Below are 14,971 nucleotides of genomic sequence, written 5' to 3'. Positions count from 1 at the left end.
TCACTGCTCGGCGCTGGTGGCGCCCGTGGCGGCTCCGGCCGCGCCCGCCGGGATGGCGGCGGTTCCGAGCCCGTTGCCCAGGTGCGCCGCGGACAGGGGCGCCTCCGCGACGCCGAGCCGGCGTGCCGTCTCCAGCAGCTTGCTCAGCTGCCCGCTCTCGGGCCCGCCCGCCTGGATGAGCCGTATGAGCAGCGCCGAGATCGTCAGGTTCTTCACGTCGGAGGAGCTCAGCGAGCCGAGCAGCCGCGTGACGTCCTCAGGGAAGCTCGACGACCCGTCCAGCCACGGCCCGGCCAGCTTCTTCGCCACCTCGGAGTGCTCGACGAAGCCGTCCACGCTCTTGCCGAGCGCGATGGAGCCCATGAGCCGGTCGAAGAACATCCCGTCGCCGCCGACGATGTCGATGTCGGCCTTCTCCAGCCCGGCGGCCAGCACGATGGCCTGCGACTCGGCGATGGAGCGCTGCACCTCGAAGCCGGCCAGGCGCAGCTCCTTCTCGGCCTCCAGCCGCAGGCGGTACTCCTCGTGGGCGCGGGTGGCGTCGTCCAGCGCGGCCATCGCCGCCGCCTTCTCCTTCAGGCCCTCGGCCTCGGACTTCAGCCTCTCGCCCACCGCGGTGGCCGCCACCAGGGTCTTCTCCCGCTCCACGGCGGCCTCGGCGCGGCCGACCTTCTCGATGGCGACCGCGTCCCGCTCGCGCACCTGCACCTCGGCGAGGCCGGCCGCGGCCGCCTCGGCCTGGATGCCCTCGGCCAAGCGGATCTTCGCCCGCGCGTCGAACTCGGCGGCCTGCTGGCGTGCCTCGGCCAGCACCAGTTCCTCGCGCGCCTTGTGCTTGGCCGCCGCCTCGGCCGCCTCGGCGGCCTTGATGTCCTTGACCAGCCCCTCCTGCGCCTCGGCCTCGGCCTGGATCACCACGGTCTGACGTATCCGCTCGGCCTCCTCGACGGCGCGCAGGCGCTTGATGATCTCCTCCTGCTCGGCCACGGTCTTCTCCACCGCGATGCGCTCGCGGATGATCTCCGCCATAGTGCGCTTCTCGGTCTCCAGCTCCTTGTCCTTGGAGATCGTGGAGAGCTGCGTCTCGCGCTCGCGGGCGATGACCTCGAGCTGGCGGTCCTTCTCGATCCGCTCGGTCTCGATCGCGATGACCCGTTCCCGGTTCTTCTCGGCGACCGCGACCTCCCTGGCCCTGTTCTCCTGCTGGACGCCGAGCTGCTCGTCGGTGCGGATGTCGGCGGTGCGGGCCTTCAGCCGCTCCTCCGCCTGCACTCGGGCGATCTCGGCCTCCTCGCGGGCCCGCATGGTCTCGACCTCGCGCTTCTGCTTGATCTCCGCGTCGGCCTGCCGCCGCTCAAGCTCCAGGATCGCCTCCCGCGCGTCGACGTTCTGGCGGGTGATCTCCTTCTCCTCGTGGCGCTGGAACTCGTTCGTGCGGACGTGCTCGATCGCGGTCAACTCGGTGATCTTGCGGATGCCCTGGGCGTCGAGGATGTTGGCGGGGTCGAGCTGGGCCATGGGCGTCTGCTCGAGGAAGTCGATCGCGGCGTCCTCGAGGCTGTAGCCGTTCAGGTCGGTGCCGATGACCTGGATGATCTGGTCCCGGAAGTCGTCACGCTTGGTGTAGAGGTCGACGAAGTCGAGCTGCTTGCCGACGGTCTTCAGCGCCTCGGAGAACTTCGCGCTGAACAGCTCCTGCAGGGTCCCCTCGTCGCTGGCCCGCGCGGTGCCGATGGCCTGGGCCACCTTCACCACGTCCTCGGCGGTCTTGTTGACGCGGACGAAGAACGTGATGCGGATGTCGGCACGGATGTTGTCCCGGCAGATCAGGCCTTCCTGGCCGGTGCGCTGGATCTCGATGGTCTTCACCGAGATGTCCATCACCTCGGCCTTGTGCAGGACGGGCAGCACGATGGCTCCGGTGAAGGTGACCTCGACGGCCTTGACCTTCGAGATGATCAGCGCCTTGCCCTGCTCGACCTTGCGGAACAGGCGAGTGATCACGATCAGCATGGTGATCACGATGACGAGGATGACGGCGAGCAGCACGCCGAAGCCGGTGGAGATGACGTCCAATGCAAATCCCTTACCTGGTAGGGGCGTCGGGGTCGAGTTCCGCGTCGTAGGGGGTGACCCAGAAGAACTCGCCGTCCGCGTCGTGGTCGAAGATCAGGGCGGTGTCGCCCGCGCGGAGCGCTCGCTCGTGCCTGCGCTCCTGCTCGTCTCCGGTGGAGGGCTCGGGCCCGGATCCGCCACGGGAGGGGTGCTCGGCGTCGAGCACATCCCGCAGCGCGTGGCTCGGCCACTGCATCTGCCTGACCTGGATGACGGCGGACGAGCCGTCGGACGCCCTGACCTCGGCCTGGCCGAAGTCGGATCCCACGCGGCCCGTGCGGATGACGCACGTCCTGCCCACGAAGTCCTTGCGGGACGGCGCTCGGTGGATGGCGAAGACGCGCCGCAGCGGCAGCACCAGGAGGCGCGTGACGAGCCAGGCGCAGACCGGCGCCGCGACGAGAACGGCGACCCGGGCGAGGGCCGGCGGGTCACCGAGCAGGGCCGTGCCGGAGAGGCTGCCGAACCACGAGAGGGCGATCAGCAGCGAGACCGCCACGGTCGCCGGCACCCCGCCGAGGCCGAGGGCCGAAAGGGCCCCGGCCTCGTGGCCGGCGTCGCTCGCGCCGTCCCCGTCCAGCGCGTCGAGTCCGGCGCCCCCCAGCAGCACCAGGACCCAGTACGCGACGACCACGACCAGCAAGAAACTGAACAGCACGGCGGGAAAACTCAACGCCGTACGGACGAACTCCCCCATCGTCTCGTGCTTTCCCCTAGTTAACGGTTCCCCCGAACCGATAAACGACTGTATAGCGGATAAGTTCCACTTTTTAGTGCCTTCCTGGGACTTTGCGCGGGTCACCGGTTTCGGGCACCCATAATTGACGCATGGGAGATCGGGTTCTGATCGTCGAGCACGAGGCCGAGGCCGGCCTGGGGTTCCTCGCCGGATGGCTGGCCGGTGGGGGAGTGACCTGCGAGGTCGTCCGCCCCTATCTCGGGGAGGAGGTCCCCGTCCTCGATGACGGGCCGCCCGCGAGCGGGTTTCCGGCCGGCCTTATCGTGCTCGGCGGCGCGGCCTCGGCCTGGGACGACGAGGGATACCCGTGGCTGCCCGCCACCCGCGAGCTCATCAGGCGCGCCGTCGACGCCTCGCTGCCCACCCTCGGCATCTGCCTCGGCGCCCAGCTCATGACCCTGGCCTGCGGGGGAGAGGTGAAGCCGGGGACCGCCGGGCTGGAGGTCGGCCTCGGCGCCGTGTCGCTCCTGCCCGCCGCGGCGGACGATCCGCTGTTCGCGCGGCTCCCGCCCGCCGTACGGGCCGTGCAGTACCACCAGGACGCCATGACCGCGCTCCCGCCCGGCGCCGTCCCGCTTGCCACCGCCACCGCCTACCCCGCCCAGGCCTACCGGCTCGGCGGCCGCGCCTGGGCCGTGCAGTTCCACCCGGAGGCCACCCCCGAGATCTTCCGCTCCTGGACCGCCCCCAACGCGGGCGAGCTCGCCGCGGCCGGGTTCGACGTGGAGCGGCTGGACGCCGCGGTGACCGCCGCGGACGACGAGCTCGCCGGAACCTGGCGGCCCTTCGCCGAGGCCTTCGCCGCCGTCGTCACCGGCGGGCCCACCCCGGCCACGGACGACCGGACCCCCGCCGAGGCCGCCTCTCCGGCGACCGGCGCGTGAACCGTCCCAGGCAGGCGCCGAGCCCGGCCCCGGCACCCATGTCCATTCACGGTGACCGGCCGATTACGTTGCGGAACCACTAACGACGGAACCGTGAGGCAGCGGCTACTTTGTGCTTGTGACCGCCGAGTCCCGTATGCAGACGACAGCAGGGCGTCTCGCCCGGCTGGGCTTCGCCGACGGAGCCCAGGCCGAGCGGCTCCTCGACGACCTCGGGCCCGAGGCCGTGGGTGATCTCGACCTGCTCGCGGCCCTGGTCGGCGCGGCCGACCCCGACCTCGCCCTCACCTCGCTCGGCCGTCTCGCCGAGCGTGATCCGAGCGTCCTCGGCGCGATGCGCGCCGACCCCGGCCTCCGATCGCGGCTGCTCGGCGTCTTCGGCCTGTCGGCCGCGCTCGGAGAGCACGTCGTCCGCCACCCCGAGCACTGGCGGCTCCTCGAAGGCGACCGGGCCCTGCAGCGCACGCCCCAGCGCGACATGCGCGCCGAACTGCTGGAGGCCGTCGGCGCCGGCCCCGCCGAGCCCGAGCCGTGCGCCCCGCACGCCGGCACCGACACGATGTCGGCCCTGCGTGTCGCCTACCGCGGCAGGCTGCTGCAGCTCGCCGCGCGCGACATCGCCGGCGCGGGCTCGCTGTCGGAGATCACCTCGGAACTGTCCGACCTCGCGGCCGCCGCCCTGGAGGCTGGGCTCGCCATCGCCAGGGCCGACCACCCCGAGAGCTCCGACGTGCGGCTCGCGGTGATCGGCATGGGCAAGTGCGGCGCCCGCGAGCTCAACTACATCAGCGACGTCGATGTGATCTTCGTGGCGGAGCCCAAGGAGGGCGTCGACGAGACCAAGGCGCTCCAGGCCGCCACCAAGCTGGCGCAGGGCATGATGCGCGCCTGCTCCACCAGCACGCCCGAGGGGGCGCTGTGGGAGGTCGACGCCGCGCTGCGGCCCGAGGGCAAGGCCGGGCCGCTCGTGCGCACCCTCGCCAGCCACCTGACGTACTACCGCCGGTGGGCCAAGACCTGGGAGTTCCAGGCCCTGCTCAAGGCGCGTCCCGTCGCCGGAGACCTGGAGCTCGGCGGGGAGTACGTCGCCGCGACCAACGAGCTGGTCTGGCAGTCCGCCGCCCGCGACAACTTCGTCGAGGACGTCCAGGCCATGCGCCGCAAGGTCGAGGCCAACGTCCGCGCCAGCGAGGCCGACCGGCAGATCAAACTCGGCCCCGGGGGTCTGCGCGACATCGAGTTCGCCGTCCAGCTGCTCCAGCTCGTGCACGGCCGCACCGACGGGCTGCTGCGCCGCCGCGCCACCCTGCCCGCCCTGGCCGCGCTCTCGCGGGGCGGCTACGTCGGCAGGGACGACGCCAAGGCGCTCGCCGAGGCCTACACCTTCCTGCGCCAGATCGAGCACCTGCTGCAACTGCACCGCCTGCGCCGCACGCACGTCGTGCCCGAGAACGTCACCGACCTGCGCCGCATCGGCCGGGGCCTCGGCATGCTCGTCGACCCGGTGGGGGAGTTCACCACCCGATGGAAGCGCCACGCGATGGAGGCCCGCCGGTTGCACGAGAAGCTGTTCTACCGGCCGCTGCTCCAGGCCGTCGCGCGGCTCCCCGGAGACGAGGCCCGCCTGTCCGCCGCCGCGGCCTCCGCGCGCCTGGCCGCCCTCGGCTACGCCGACCCCGACGGGGCGCTCCGGCACATCGCCGCGCTCACCAGCGGCGTCTCGCGGCGGGCCGCGATCCAGCGCACCCTGCTTCCGGTCATGCTCGGCTGGTTCGCCGACGCCCCCGACCCGGACGCCGGGCTGCTCGGGTTCCGCCAGATCAGCGACAAGCTCGGCACCACGCCGTGGTACCTGCGCCTGCTCCGCGACGAGACCGCCGTCGCCGAGCGGCTGGCCCGCCTCCTCGGCACCAGCCGCTACGCCACCGGGCTGCTGCTCCACGCGCCGGACGCCGTCGCCATGCTCGGCTCCGACGGTGAGCTGGCCCCGCGCGCCAAAGAGTCCATCGCCACCGAGGCCGCCGCGTCCGTACGGCGTCACGCCCACGACGCCGAGACCGCCGTCGCCGCGGTCCGCGCGCTCCGCCGCCGCGAGCTGCTGCGCACGGCCGTCGCCGGGCTGGTCGGCCGGGTCGACATCGAAGAGGTCGGCCAGGCGCTCTCGGAGCTCAACGACGTCACCATCCAGGCGGCGCTGGACTCCGCCATCCACAAGATCTCGCTGGAGCGGCGCGGCGAGTTCCCCACCCGCTTCGCGGTCATCGCGATGGGGCGGCTCGGCGGCTACGAGTGCTCCTACGGCAGCGACGCCGACGTGATGTTCGTCCACTCGCCGCATGAGGGAGTGGCGGAGAAGGTCGCGGCCGACGCGGCGCAGGCGGTCGCCAACGAGGTGCGCCGCCTGCTCGCCCGGCCCGCCCCCGACCCGCCCCTGCTGATCGACCCCGACCTGCGCCCGGAGGGCCGCCAGGGCCCCCTGGTGCGCACGCTGGCGTCCTACGCCGCCTACTACCGGCGCTGGTCGTCGCCGTGGGAGTCCCAGGCCCTGCTGCGGGCCCGGTTCTCGGCCGGAGACCCGGGGCTCGGGGCCCAGTTCCTGGAGCTCATCGAGCCGCTTCGCTATCCGGCCGAGGGCATCGGCGACGCGGCCGTGCGGGAGATCCGGCGGCTGAAGGCCCGCATGGAGGCCGAGCGGCTCCCCCGGGGCGCCGACCCGCTGCTGCACACCAAGCTGGGCAGAGGCGGGCTGTCGGACGTCGAGTGGCTGGCACAGCTGATCCAGCTCAGGAACGCCTACGACCTGCCCGAACTGCGGACCACCCGCACGCTGGAGGCCCTGCGCGCCGCCGTCGGGGCCGGGCTGCTGGCCTCCACCGACGAGGAGGTGCTCGCCGAGGCCTGGCGCTTCGCCTCCCAGATCCGCGACGCGATCATGCTGGTCCGCGGCCGGGCGGGTGACAGCATCCCCGGCGACGTGCGCGAGCGCATGCTGATCTCGCGTGCCCTCGGCTACCCGCCGGACGGGTCGGAGGACTTCGTCGAGGACTACCTCAGGACCACCCGCCGGGCCCGGGTGGTGGTCGAGCGGGTCTTCTACGGCGGCTGACCGCCGGCGGCCCACCGGCGGCCCACCGGAACCGGCGGGCGACCGGAACCGGCGGGCGACCGGAACCGGCGGGCGACCGGCCGACCGCCGGGATCGCCGGGACCGCCGGGATGCGACGCCGCCGGGACGCCCCGCTTGCCGCGCCCCGGGCTACCAGGCCAGGCCGGAGACCTCGCGCGTTCCGTGCCGGCGCGCGTTCCGTGCCGGCGCGCGGTCCGGCCGGGGTGCGGTCCGGCCGGGGTGCGGGGACGGCCCCCGTGGCATGCCCTGACTCGGTACCTTTGTTGACGTCAGCTTGGCGGACAGCGGTGGGGGAGTGGTCGTGCCGATATCGGAGTTCCTTGCCGGGGTGCGCAGCCGGATCGGTAACGCGTTGCTCATCCTGCCCTCGGTCACCGCCTTCGTCTTCGACGACCACGGCCGCATGCTGGTGGCCAGGCACAAGGAGCTCGGCGGCCTCTGGTCGCCCCCGGGCGGCATCGTGGAGCCCGACGAGCCGCCGGCCGAGGCCGTCGTCCGCGAGGTGCGCGAGGAGCTCGGCCTCGGCATCCGCATCCGTGGCCTGATCGGCGCCTACGGTGGCCCGCTCTTCCGGTCGACCTATCCCAACGGCGACCAGGTCTGCTTCGTCATGACGGGCTACGGCTGCGACACCGACGGCGGGACGCCGGCCCCCGACGGCGTCGAGATCGACGAGGCCCGGTGGGTCACCGAGGCCGAGACCGCGCAGCTGCGCATGCCGACGTGGGCGCCCGCCGTCCTTCCCGAGAGCTTCGCCTGGTGGCGCGCGTCCCAGCAGACCCGGAGCCCGGCGGCCTGACCCGGCCGCGGCGTGTTCCCATCGGGGCGTACGGCGGGCGGGGCGCGGCGGTGACAACCGATCCTGACCCGGCGACGTCTGATCATTGCGGCCACCGTCGCGCATTGCCTACCGTCGCGGGTGATCTCCTTTGAACTCTGTCTACATCGACCTCGCCATCGGGCTGGTGCTGGCATTCCTGCTGTTCTCGCTGCTGCTCAGCGGGATCAACGAGGGCCTGGTGCGGCTGCTCGGCATCCGCAGCAAGTTCCTGTGGGCCTACCTGAAGGACATGCTGGACGGGCACAACGGCAAGAAGTCGATCCCCAGCACGATCGGCGACGTCTTCGCCCGCCTGCCCTTCCGCAAGGACGTGCGGCCGGCCTTCAGCCCGCTTCCCCCGCCGGTGGACAGCGCCGCCCCCAGCCTGTCCGGCATGCTGTACGAGCGGCTCCGCGAGATCGACCACGGCAAGGACGGCAAGGACGGCAAGACGAACATCGCCTCCATCCCGCCCACGCGGTTCGCCACGGCGATGATGGAGATCGCCACCGGTGAGGGCGGCGTGCCCGCCATGCTGGCGAGGCTCGAGGCGGCCGGCAGCCCTCTGTACCGGCCCCTGAAGAGCGCCTGGGACACCGCGAACGGCGAGCTCGAGGCATTCCGCGCGGCCGTGGAGCAGTGGTTCGACGGCGAGATGCGTCGTCTCACCGTGCTGTACCGCCGTTACGTTCGCTGGGTCATCGCCGTGCTCGGCCTGCTGCTGACGCTGCTGTTCAGCATGGACGCGCTGGAGTACGGCAGGGCGATCCTGACCGACAACGCCATCCGCGCCCAGGTGGCGGCCACGGCCGACGGGGGAGCGCAGTCGCTGGCGGGTCTGCGGGAGAAGTGTCCCGACCATCCCACCGACCCGTACGCCTGCGTCACCGAGGTGCTGTCGGCTCCGGCGTTCGTGCAGATCGTGGGCAATGCCCCGGTGTCGGTGAAGATCCCGGCGAACGGCAGCCCCCAGTGGACCTGGAACGGCGGGGAGTGGCTGCACCGCCTGATGAGCCCGGGCCACTGGCCGGGCTTCCTGATCACCTTCTTCGCCCTGCTGTTCGGCGCCCCGTTCTGGTGGGACATCTTCCGGCGGCTGACCGGGATCCGCGTACGTGCCGGGGAGACCGAGAAGTAGGCCCTGCGCGTCGCACCCGGTGGTGACATACAGCGATACGTCGTCTCTCGCGAGAGAAGAAGTAACGCTGGGCATTCGTTCCGCTCCACTGCGTGTGGGAACCCCAGGTCCGGGGGTAGGAGAGACGTATCTCATTCCTCGGGTCGGTTGGGGGGACCATGGGGCGGTTCCGGGCAGGTCATATCGGGGTGCTGTCACTCGGCGTCATGGCGCTGGCCGCGTGCGGCCAGGGGGAGCCCAAGGTCGTGGCGCAGCAGGCCGCGTCTCACAAGCCGGCCGGGGCCGGCTCCGCGGAGGAGGCGCGCAAGGCCGCGATGGCGAAGGCGGCCAAGGCGAAGGCCAACGAGCTGGGCCAGATACCGGTGATCATGTATCACCGCGTCGTGCTCAAGCCGGCCGGCACCGATGACCGCACTCCGGAGCAGTTCCGCACCGAGCTGGAGCGCCTGGCCAAGGACGGCTACGTGCCGATCACCGCCAAGGAGTACACCACCGGCAAGATCGCCATTCCCGCCGGGACCCACCCGGTCGTGCTCACGTTCGACGACTCCTCGCCCTCGCAGCTCACCCTGGACGGCACCGGCCACCCCAAGCCGGACACCGCCGTCGGCATCCTGCAGGAGGTCTCCCGCAAGCACCCCGGGTTCCGGCCGGTCGCCACCTTCTACGTCATCAAGGACATGTTCGGCACGTTCGGGCCCGAGGCGCAGGCGCAGACGCTCGGCTGGCTGCGGGACAACGGCTTCGACATCGGCAACCACACGCGCGACCATCTCAACCTGCGCGGGAAGTCCAAGGAGCAGGTCACCGACCAGATCGTGGCGGGCCACAAGCTGATCACCTCGCTGATCAAGGACGCGCCGTCCACGCTCGCGCTGCCGTACGGCAACCAGCCGAGCACCAAGGACTGGGCGATCCGCGGCGGCGCCGGAGACGTGAAGTACAACTACACCGGGGTCTTCCTGGCCGGCTATACCCCCGGAGCCTCGCCCTTCAGCAAGGACTTCGACCCGCTCGGCATCCCGCGCATCCGCGCCATGGACAAGGTCGGCGACTGCGCCCGCTTCTGCTCGGCGGCCTGGCTCGACTGGCTCAGCGCCCACCCCGACGACCGCTACACCTCAGACGGCGACATCAAGACCGTCGCCTTCCCCAAATTCAAGGCCCCGTACGTCGCCCAGCGCTTCACCAAGTACACACTCCCGTACTGACGGGACCTAGTGCAGGTCGAGGGCCATGAGGACGACGAGGCCGACCAGGTGGGCCAGGATGACGAAGACGATCAGAAAGATGAAGACGAACTTCGCCGGCCCGTGCTCGAAGTGCTCCCCCTCCTTGAGCGGGGGGAGCTGGGCCCGGCGCTCGGCCAGGCGCTCTTCGATGGGCTTGCGACCAAACACTTGCTCTGCCTTTCGCTCGATCGGGCAGCCGTGCGTTCGTGTGCCCGTTGTCCAGTTCAACGCCAGAACCCGGTCAAGGCTTCCTGCGCACAGGGTTCGCCAGGCAGGACGGGCGCATTAGGAGCGTATAGCCCGCCACCTCCGGTCCCTTGCGGGGGAGCCGGTGCGTCCGCCGCCGGAGCGGGGACTGGAGTGGACGACGCGGTCGGACACGACATATCGTGATATTGACCACATTGCGCGATATGACGCCGACGGATCTTCCGCCGGCAAGGAGGAACCTGCCATGTCGAGCACCCCCAAGGGCGCCGGGTCCCTGTTGCACGAGCTCCTGCGAGCGGTGACCAAGCTGTCCTCGGCCGTCTCCTCCGGCGTCGTCGGCAAGCCCATCAACCCCGGCCCCGTCGTCGACCCCCGCCAGGGCCCCGGCCCCGACCCGCTCCGCCGCCGCCGCTAGCTCGGATGTCCGTCGCCTGCGCCGACCGCGACGGAATCGGAGCGGACGACCCCGGGCCGGGCCGGCGCGCACGGCCGGCCCGGCGATGAGGTCCTACGCGGCGCGCCGGGGGCGGTGGCCTTGGCCGTGATCCGCCGCGTGAGCGGACGGTGCGTGCCAGGCTGCCCTCGTCACCGGTCGGCCGGCGTCGGGACCAGGCCGTCGGCGATCAGCCCGGCGAGGACCGCCTCGCCCAGGGTGTGGACGGCGGATCGCGGGCGGACCATGACCGTGAACTCCTTGATCCGGCCGTCGTCGTCGAAGTGCAGCAGGTCGATGCCGTGGATCTGCTTGCCGTTGACGGTGGCCCGGAAGAGCAGGACCGCCGACGGGGACTCGGTGCCGTCGGCGCTCGTCTGAGACGTGCCGGTGTGGTGGCCGATGTAGTGGAGCTCCTCGAAGGTGCGCAGCAGGACCCCGAAGAGGCCCAGCACCAGTGGCTTGCCCGTGAAGGGCTGGAATTTCACCGGGCTGTAGAAGCGGATGTCCTCGGTGAACAGGTCGTCCAGCGCGGCGAGGTCCCGGTTGCCGACGGCGGCGCGGAAGCGGTCTGCTGCGGTCACGACTCCTCCTCGATACTCATCAATGTGGCTAGTCAGATTCATGACTATCATGGGAGGGTGTTCGTGGACAGGGACGGAGGCGAACCGATGGCGTTGCGGCACGCCGTGCTGGCGGCCCTGCTCGACGAGGAGCTGAGCGGATACCAGCTGGCCAAGGTGTTCGACCTGGGTGTGGCGAACTTCTGGCACGCCCAGCCCCAGCAGCTGTACGCCGAGCTGACCCGGCTGGAGCAGGACGGGCTGGTCACCGGCCGGGAAGTGGTCCAGGACACCCGGCCGAACAAGCGCCTGTTCCGGGTCACCGACGCCGGCCTGGCCGAGCTGGAGCGCTTCACGGCCACTGCGGCCAAGCCCTCCTTCATCCGCGACGACCTGGTCGTCAAGGTCCAGGCCGCAGACCACGTCGACACCGAGACGCTGATCGCGCAGCTGGCCGAGCGCTCCGCCTTCGCGCAGGCCAAGATCGACCTGTTCGGCGGGCTGCTGCACACCATGCGAGGCGACCACACCGAAGAGGAGTTCCTGCGCCACGGCGAGCGCATCGGCCCCTACCTGACATGCCTGCGGGGCCTCGCCTTCGAGCAAGGCAACCGCGACTGGTGCGAACGCACGGCCACCGTCCTGCGGGAGAGGCAAGGCGCCCATGTCCGGCATTGACCCGCGCTACCTGCGCTATGTCGCCCTGGGCGACAGCCAGACCGAGGGCCTCGGTGACGGCGACGACACCGTCGGCCTGCGAGGCTGGGCCGACCGGTTCGCCGAACACCTCGCACGGCACAGCCCTGATCTGCGATACGCCAACCTGGCCGTACGAGGCCGCCTGGCAGCGCAGGTCCACGCCGAGCAGCTCGGCCCCGCCCTCGCCCTGCGCCCCGACCTGGCCACCGTGGTCGCCGGGGTCAACGACCTGCTGCGGCCGCGGTTCGACGCCGACGAGGTCGCCGGCCACCTGGAGGCGATGTTCGCCGCGCTCACCGCCCAGGGCGCCCGCGTCGCCACGCTCACCTTCCCCGACCTGACGCGGATCATCCCCATCGCCCGCCCGCTCGGCTCCCGCATCACCGCCGTCAACGACCGCATCCGCCACGCGGCCCGGCGCCACGGGGTCACCGTCGCCGAGACGAGCCACCATCCGGTGGTCACCGATCCCCGCCTGTGGAGCCCGGACCGGCTCCATGCCAGCCCGCTCGGTCACCAGCGGATCGCCGCCGCGGTCGCCGACGCCCTCGCCCTGCCCGGCAGCGACGACTCCTGGACACACCCCCTGCCTCTGGAAACCTCCTCGCCCGCCGGATGGCACGCCGTCCCCGGTGAGCTGCGCTGGGTCGCCGACTTCATCGGCCCATGGCTGGGCAGACGCCTGCGCGGCCGCTCATCCGGAGACGGCCGCACGGCCAAACGCCCGCGCCTCCTCCCCGTACGGACACCGGCCGACACCGGACAATGAGGATCCGCGCCTAAGAGTTCCTAACACAATGAGGTGGTTCGGAGCTCTTAGCAGGCTGGAATCGGCACGGCCGACGGCGGCCACTCTCGCCTAATCAACCCGAACACCCACGAGTCGGACACCTCGCCGTTTACGATGCAGTCTTCCCGCAACGTCCCTTCACGTATGAATCCGATCTTCTCCAGAACCCGGGCAGATGCCACGTTGCGCGTATCGGTCTCGGCCTGAACACGATTCAGGTCCAGTGTGTCGAATGCCCACCGCAGCAACGCGTGCGCGGCCTCCGTCGCGAAGCCGTGGCCCCACATCGCCTCATCGAGGCAGTAGCCCAGTGACGCGCTGCGGTAGTCCGGGTTCCATCCGGTCAGACTGCACCAGCCGACGAAGGCCCCGTCAAAAACACGGTCGATGGCCACCCGTGCCCCGGTGCCTTCGTCCGCCATCTTCCGGCACATCATGATGAAGCGCTCGGCGCGGGCCCGTTCGGTCCACGGCGGGGAGTCCCAGTAGCGCATCACGTAGGTGCTGCTGTGCAGCGCGAAGAGGGCGCCCGCGTCGGCGTCGGTAAAGGGGCGCAGTCGCAGGCGAGCGGCGTGCAGTATGGGGGTGACCAGAGTCATGCGCCTCATCTTGCGTCCTCAGGGGGCGGGCAGACCACCGAATATCGATCCCGGTCCGGTCCTCACGACTAAGAAGTCCTAAGAGAAAGGGATCAGTGGTTGAGGCGGCGCCAGCAGATGATGGCTGAGGCCAGGGTCATGAAGGCCTCGTGGATGTCGTCGCGGATCTCCCAGCGGATGCGTAATCGGCGGAACCAGTGCAGCAGGGCGATGGTCTGTTCGACCACCCATCGATGTACGCCCAGGCTTCTGGTCTACTTCCGGCGTTTTGTAGCCTCGGACGGAACCAGAACGGAACTGATGAGCTCTACTGTGTGCGGCGCACATGGCCGCGCCCACGACCATGTCGATCACGGTGTCAAGGTCGGCGTCGGCGGCCCGCTGGCCGCCGCGGCGGGCGCGCTCCAGCGCGGCGACAGGACTCGGATCATGCCCGCCCGGCGCCGGGCGCGACCGGCTCGGCAGCGGCTGCGTTGGGCAGGAACAGCGCCCCGAGCGCCAGGCCGATCAGTGCGGCGACGACCGGTGCGCCGGTCCACAGCTCGGGCACTGCGGGCAGGCCGCCGCCGGTGGCCGAGGCGATCCCGATGTACAGCGACCAGGTGACGAAGGCAGACAGCCCGGCGAAGGCCCAGTAGGCGGCGCGCCGCTCACCCGACGGCCGGAGCCGGCGGATCAGCAGGTCGCTCACGACCCCGGCGGCCACGAACGACAGCAGGATCGGCAGGTTGCGGAACGCCGTCTGGGCGCCCGGCATGAGCGCCATGATCGTGTACATGACGGTCACCGAGCCGAACGGCAGCAGCCAGCGGCGCATCAGGAGCAGCACCGGGCTGAGCATGACGACGTTGGTGACGACCATCGCGACGGCCACCCGATCGGCGCCCAGGGCGACAGGTCTGGGGCCGGCGCCCCGTGGCGCGGCGCCCGAGTCCTGCGCCATGGACAACGCCTGGACGATTGCCTGCGGCCGGTACTGCAAGGCGTCGCCGTACGACAGGAACAGCGACACCAGCGTGGTGGCGAACGCGAGCCCGAGCAGCGCGGGCAGCAGGCGGCAGAGCGAGGGCCGGGCGCCGACATCGGGGGAGCTCCAGGCTGAGCGCAGCGGGGTGGTGATGATGAGCATCATCGTCACGACGAGACCGAGGTGTGACGGGCTGAAGAAGATGTCGATGGTCGTCTCGATGCCGAGGACGGTGTGCCACATCATGTCGGCGAGTCCGAAGGCGGCGAACGCGGGAATCGCCACCAGCCCGGCGAGGTAACCGGTGGGGACGGCCGCCGGCCCCTGCCGGCCGGCGCGCACGTTGCGCCACACCTGCCAGATGATCCAGCCGGAGACCACGGCGAACCCGGAGTAGAACACCGCGTGCCACGGGGTGAAGAACGTCTCCAGCTCCGTCAGGTTGCTGTGCGCCCAGGCGTCGATCATCAGTCCGACCCCGAACCAGATTCCGAGCAGCGCCGTCACCAGGTCTGTCCTGGGGGACACCCATCCGCGGGGCTCCCCGGTGTCCGCCATGAAGCGCCGAGTGCTGGCGGCGTCAGATGCCACTTCGTGATTCCTTTCCGTCGATCAAATCGATTCATCTAGACACCGGTGGGCCGGGCGCCCGTCG

At 71.0% G+C, this 14,971-nt stretch carries 15 protein-coding genes; 8 read left to right on the top strand and 7 right to left on the bottom strand.

Annotation, left to right across the window (positions count from 1 at the left end; translation table 11 throughout):
* Both MYF83_RS07640 and MYF83_RS07635 read right to left on the bottom strand, forming a co-directional pair.
* Positions 1 to 2,076, bottom strand: a complete 2,076-nt coding sequence (locus MYF83_RS07640; RefSeq protein WP_248959481.1) for an SPFH domain-containing protein — start codon at positions 2,074 to 2,076, stop codon at positions 1 to 3.
* A 10-nt stretch (positions 2,077 to 2,086) separates the two neighbouring features.
* Positions 2,087 to 2,812: a hypothetical protein gene (locus tag MYF83_RS07635; RefSeq protein WP_248959480.1), complete on the bottom strand. Its 726-nt coding sequence runs from the start codon at positions 2,810 to 2,812 to the stop codon at positions 2,087 to 2,089.
* Positions 2,813 to 2,943: 131 nt separating this feature from the next.
* Between MYF83_RS07635 and MYF83_RS42490 the strand changes: the two genes are divergently transcribed.
* From MYF83_RS42490 to MYF83_RS07605, 5 genes are all read left to right on the top strand, one after another.
* Positions 2,944 to 3,738 (top strand): type 1 glutamine amidotransferase, encoded by a 795-nt coding sequence (locus tag MYF83_RS42490; RefSeq protein WP_279339249.1) that lies wholly within the window; start codon positions 2,944 to 2,946, stop codon positions 3,736 to 3,738.
* A gap of 136 nt (positions 3,739 to 3,874) precedes the next feature.
* On the top strand, positions 3,875 to 6,844 hold the full coding sequence (locus MYF83_RS07625) for a bifunctional [glutamine synthetase] adenylyltransferase/[glutamine synthetase]-adenylyl-L-tyrosine phosphorylase (protein WP_248959479.1): 2,970 nt from the start codon (positions 3,875 to 3,877) through the stop codon (positions 6,842 to 6,844).
* 322 nt (positions 6,845 to 7,166) lie between these two features.
* Entirely contained in the window at positions 7,167 to 7,664 is a 498-nt protein-coding gene (locus tag MYF83_RS07620; protein WP_248959478.1) for an NUDIX domain-containing protein, read from the top strand.
* Between the two features lie 130 nt (positions 7,665 to 7,794).
* Positions 7,795 to 8,823, top strand: coding sequence for a hypothetical protein (locus MYF83_RS07615; RefSeq protein ID WP_248959477.1), 1,029 nt, complete (start codon positions 7,795 to 7,797; stop codon positions 8,821 to 8,823).
* A gap of 158 nt (positions 8,824 to 8,981) precedes the next feature.
* Complete coding sequence (locus MYF83_RS07605; RefSeq protein ID WP_279339248.1) at positions 8,982 to 10,034, top strand: polysaccharide deacetylase family protein; 1,053 nt, start codon at positions 8,982 to 8,984, stop codon at positions 10,032 to 10,034.
* Positions 10,035 to 10,040: 6 nt separating this feature from the next.
* Here MYF83_RS07605 and MYF83_RS07600 read toward each other — a convergent pair whose 3' ends face one another.
* Positions 10,041 to 10,223, bottom strand: coding sequence for a hypothetical protein (locus tag MYF83_RS07600; RefSeq protein ID WP_248959476.1), 183 nt, complete (start codon positions 10,221 to 10,223; stop codon positions 10,041 to 10,043).
* Positions 10,224 to 10,509: 286 nt separating this feature from the next.
* Here MYF83_RS07600 and MYF83_RS07595 point away from each other — a divergent pair, with 286 nt between their 5' ends.
* A complete protein-coding gene (locus tag MYF83_RS07595) occupies positions 10,510 to 10,680 on the top strand; it encodes a hypothetical protein (RefSeq protein ID WP_248959475.1) in 171 nt (56 codons plus the stop codon).
* A gap of 170 nt (positions 10,681 to 10,850) precedes the next feature.
* Here the strand turns inward: MYF83_RS07595 and MYF83_RS07590 are convergent, their stop codons facing one another.
* Positions 10,851 to 11,282: a nuclear transport factor 2 family protein gene (locus MYF83_RS07590; RefSeq protein ID WP_248959474.1), complete on the bottom strand. Its 432-nt coding sequence runs from the start codon at positions 11,280 to 11,282 to the stop codon at positions 10,851 to 10,853.
* A gap of 63 nt (positions 11,283 to 11,345) precedes the next feature.
* Here MYF83_RS07590 and MYF83_RS07585 point away from each other — a divergent pair, with 63 nt between their 5' ends.
* Positions 11,346 to 11,939 carry a PadR family transcriptional regulator gene (locus MYF83_RS07585; protein WP_248959473.1) on the top strand — a complete coding sequence of 198 codons (594 nt, stop codon included), beginning with the start codon at positions 11,346 to 11,348 and terminating at the stop codon, positions 11,937 to 11,939.
* A complete protein-coding gene (locus MYF83_RS07580) occupies positions 11,926 to 12,729 on the top strand; it encodes an SGNH/GDSL hydrolase family protein (protein WP_248959472.1) in 804 nt (267 codons plus the stop codon). The genes MYF83_RS07585 and MYF83_RS07580 overlap by 14 nt, the downstream gene beginning before the upstream one ends.
* A gap of 47 nt (positions 12,730 to 12,776) precedes the next feature.
* Here the strand turns inward: MYF83_RS07580 and MYF83_RS07575 are convergent, their stop codons facing one another.
* The 3 genes from MYF83_RS07575 to MYF83_RS07565 all read right to left on the bottom strand — a co-directional run bounded on the left by MYF83_RS07575 (position 12,777) and on the right by MYF83_RS07565 (position 14,907).
* A complete protein-coding gene (locus tag MYF83_RS07575; RefSeq protein ID WP_248959471.1) occupies positions 12,777 to 13,349 on the bottom strand; it encodes a GNAT family N-acetyltransferase in 573 nt (190 codons plus the stop codon).
* A 92-nt stretch (positions 13,350 to 13,441) separates the two neighbouring features.
* Positions 13,442 to 13,576, bottom strand: a complete 135-nt coding sequence (locus MYF83_RS07570; protein WP_372500105.1) for a hypothetical protein — start codon at positions 13,574 to 13,576, stop codon at positions 13,442 to 13,444.
* A 200-nt stretch (positions 13,577 to 13,776) separates the two neighbouring features.
* Positions 13,777 to 14,907 carry a hypothetical protein gene (locus MYF83_RS07565; protein WP_248959470.1) on the bottom strand — a complete coding sequence of 377 codons (1,131 nt, stop codon included), beginning with the start codon at positions 14,905 to 14,907 and terminating at the stop codon, positions 13,777 to 13,779.
* Positions 14,908 to 14,971 lie beyond the last annotated feature (64 nt).

Origin of the sequence: Sphaerisporangium perillae (assembly GCF_023276435.1) — a bacterium.
GTDB lineage: Bacteria > Actinomycetota > Actinomycetes > Streptosporangiales > Streptosporangiaceae > Sphaerisporangium > Sphaerisporangium perillae.
Note: the sequence above shows the minus strand (reverse complement) of the source record. Positions and strands in the feature narration are given on the sequence as shown.

Bases quoted from the DNA above. Each gene is read 5' to 3' on its own strand.
- MYF83_RS07605 (WP_279339248.1), top strand. From the start codon at position 8,982: ATGGGGCGGTTCCGGGCAGGTCATATCGGGGTGCTGTCACTCGGCGTC.
- MYF83_RS07635 (WP_248959480.1), bottom strand. From the start codon at position 2,812: ATGGGGGAGTTCGTCCGTACGGCGTTGAGTTTTCCCGCCGTGCTGTTC.
- MYF83_RS07580 (WP_248959472.1), top strand. From the start codon at position 11,926: ATGTCCGGCATTGACCCGCGCTACCTGCGCTATGTCGCCCTGGGCGAC.
- MYF83_RS07625 (WP_248959479.1), top strand. From the start codon at position 3,875: ATGCAGACGACAGCAGGGCGTCTCGCCCGGCTGGGCTTCGCCGACGGA.
- MYF83_RS42490 (WP_279339249.1), top strand. From the start codon at position 2,944: ATGGGAGATCGGGTTCTGATCGTCGAGCACGAGGCCGAGGCCGGCCTG.
- MYF83_RS07575 (WP_248959471.1), bottom strand. From the start codon at position 13,349: ATGACTCTGGTCACCCCCATACTGCACGCCGCTCGCCTGCGACTGCGC.
- MYF83_RS07595 (WP_248959475.1), top strand. From the start codon at position 10,510: ATGTCGAGCACCCCCAAGGGCGCCGGGTCCCTGTTGCACGAGCTCCTG.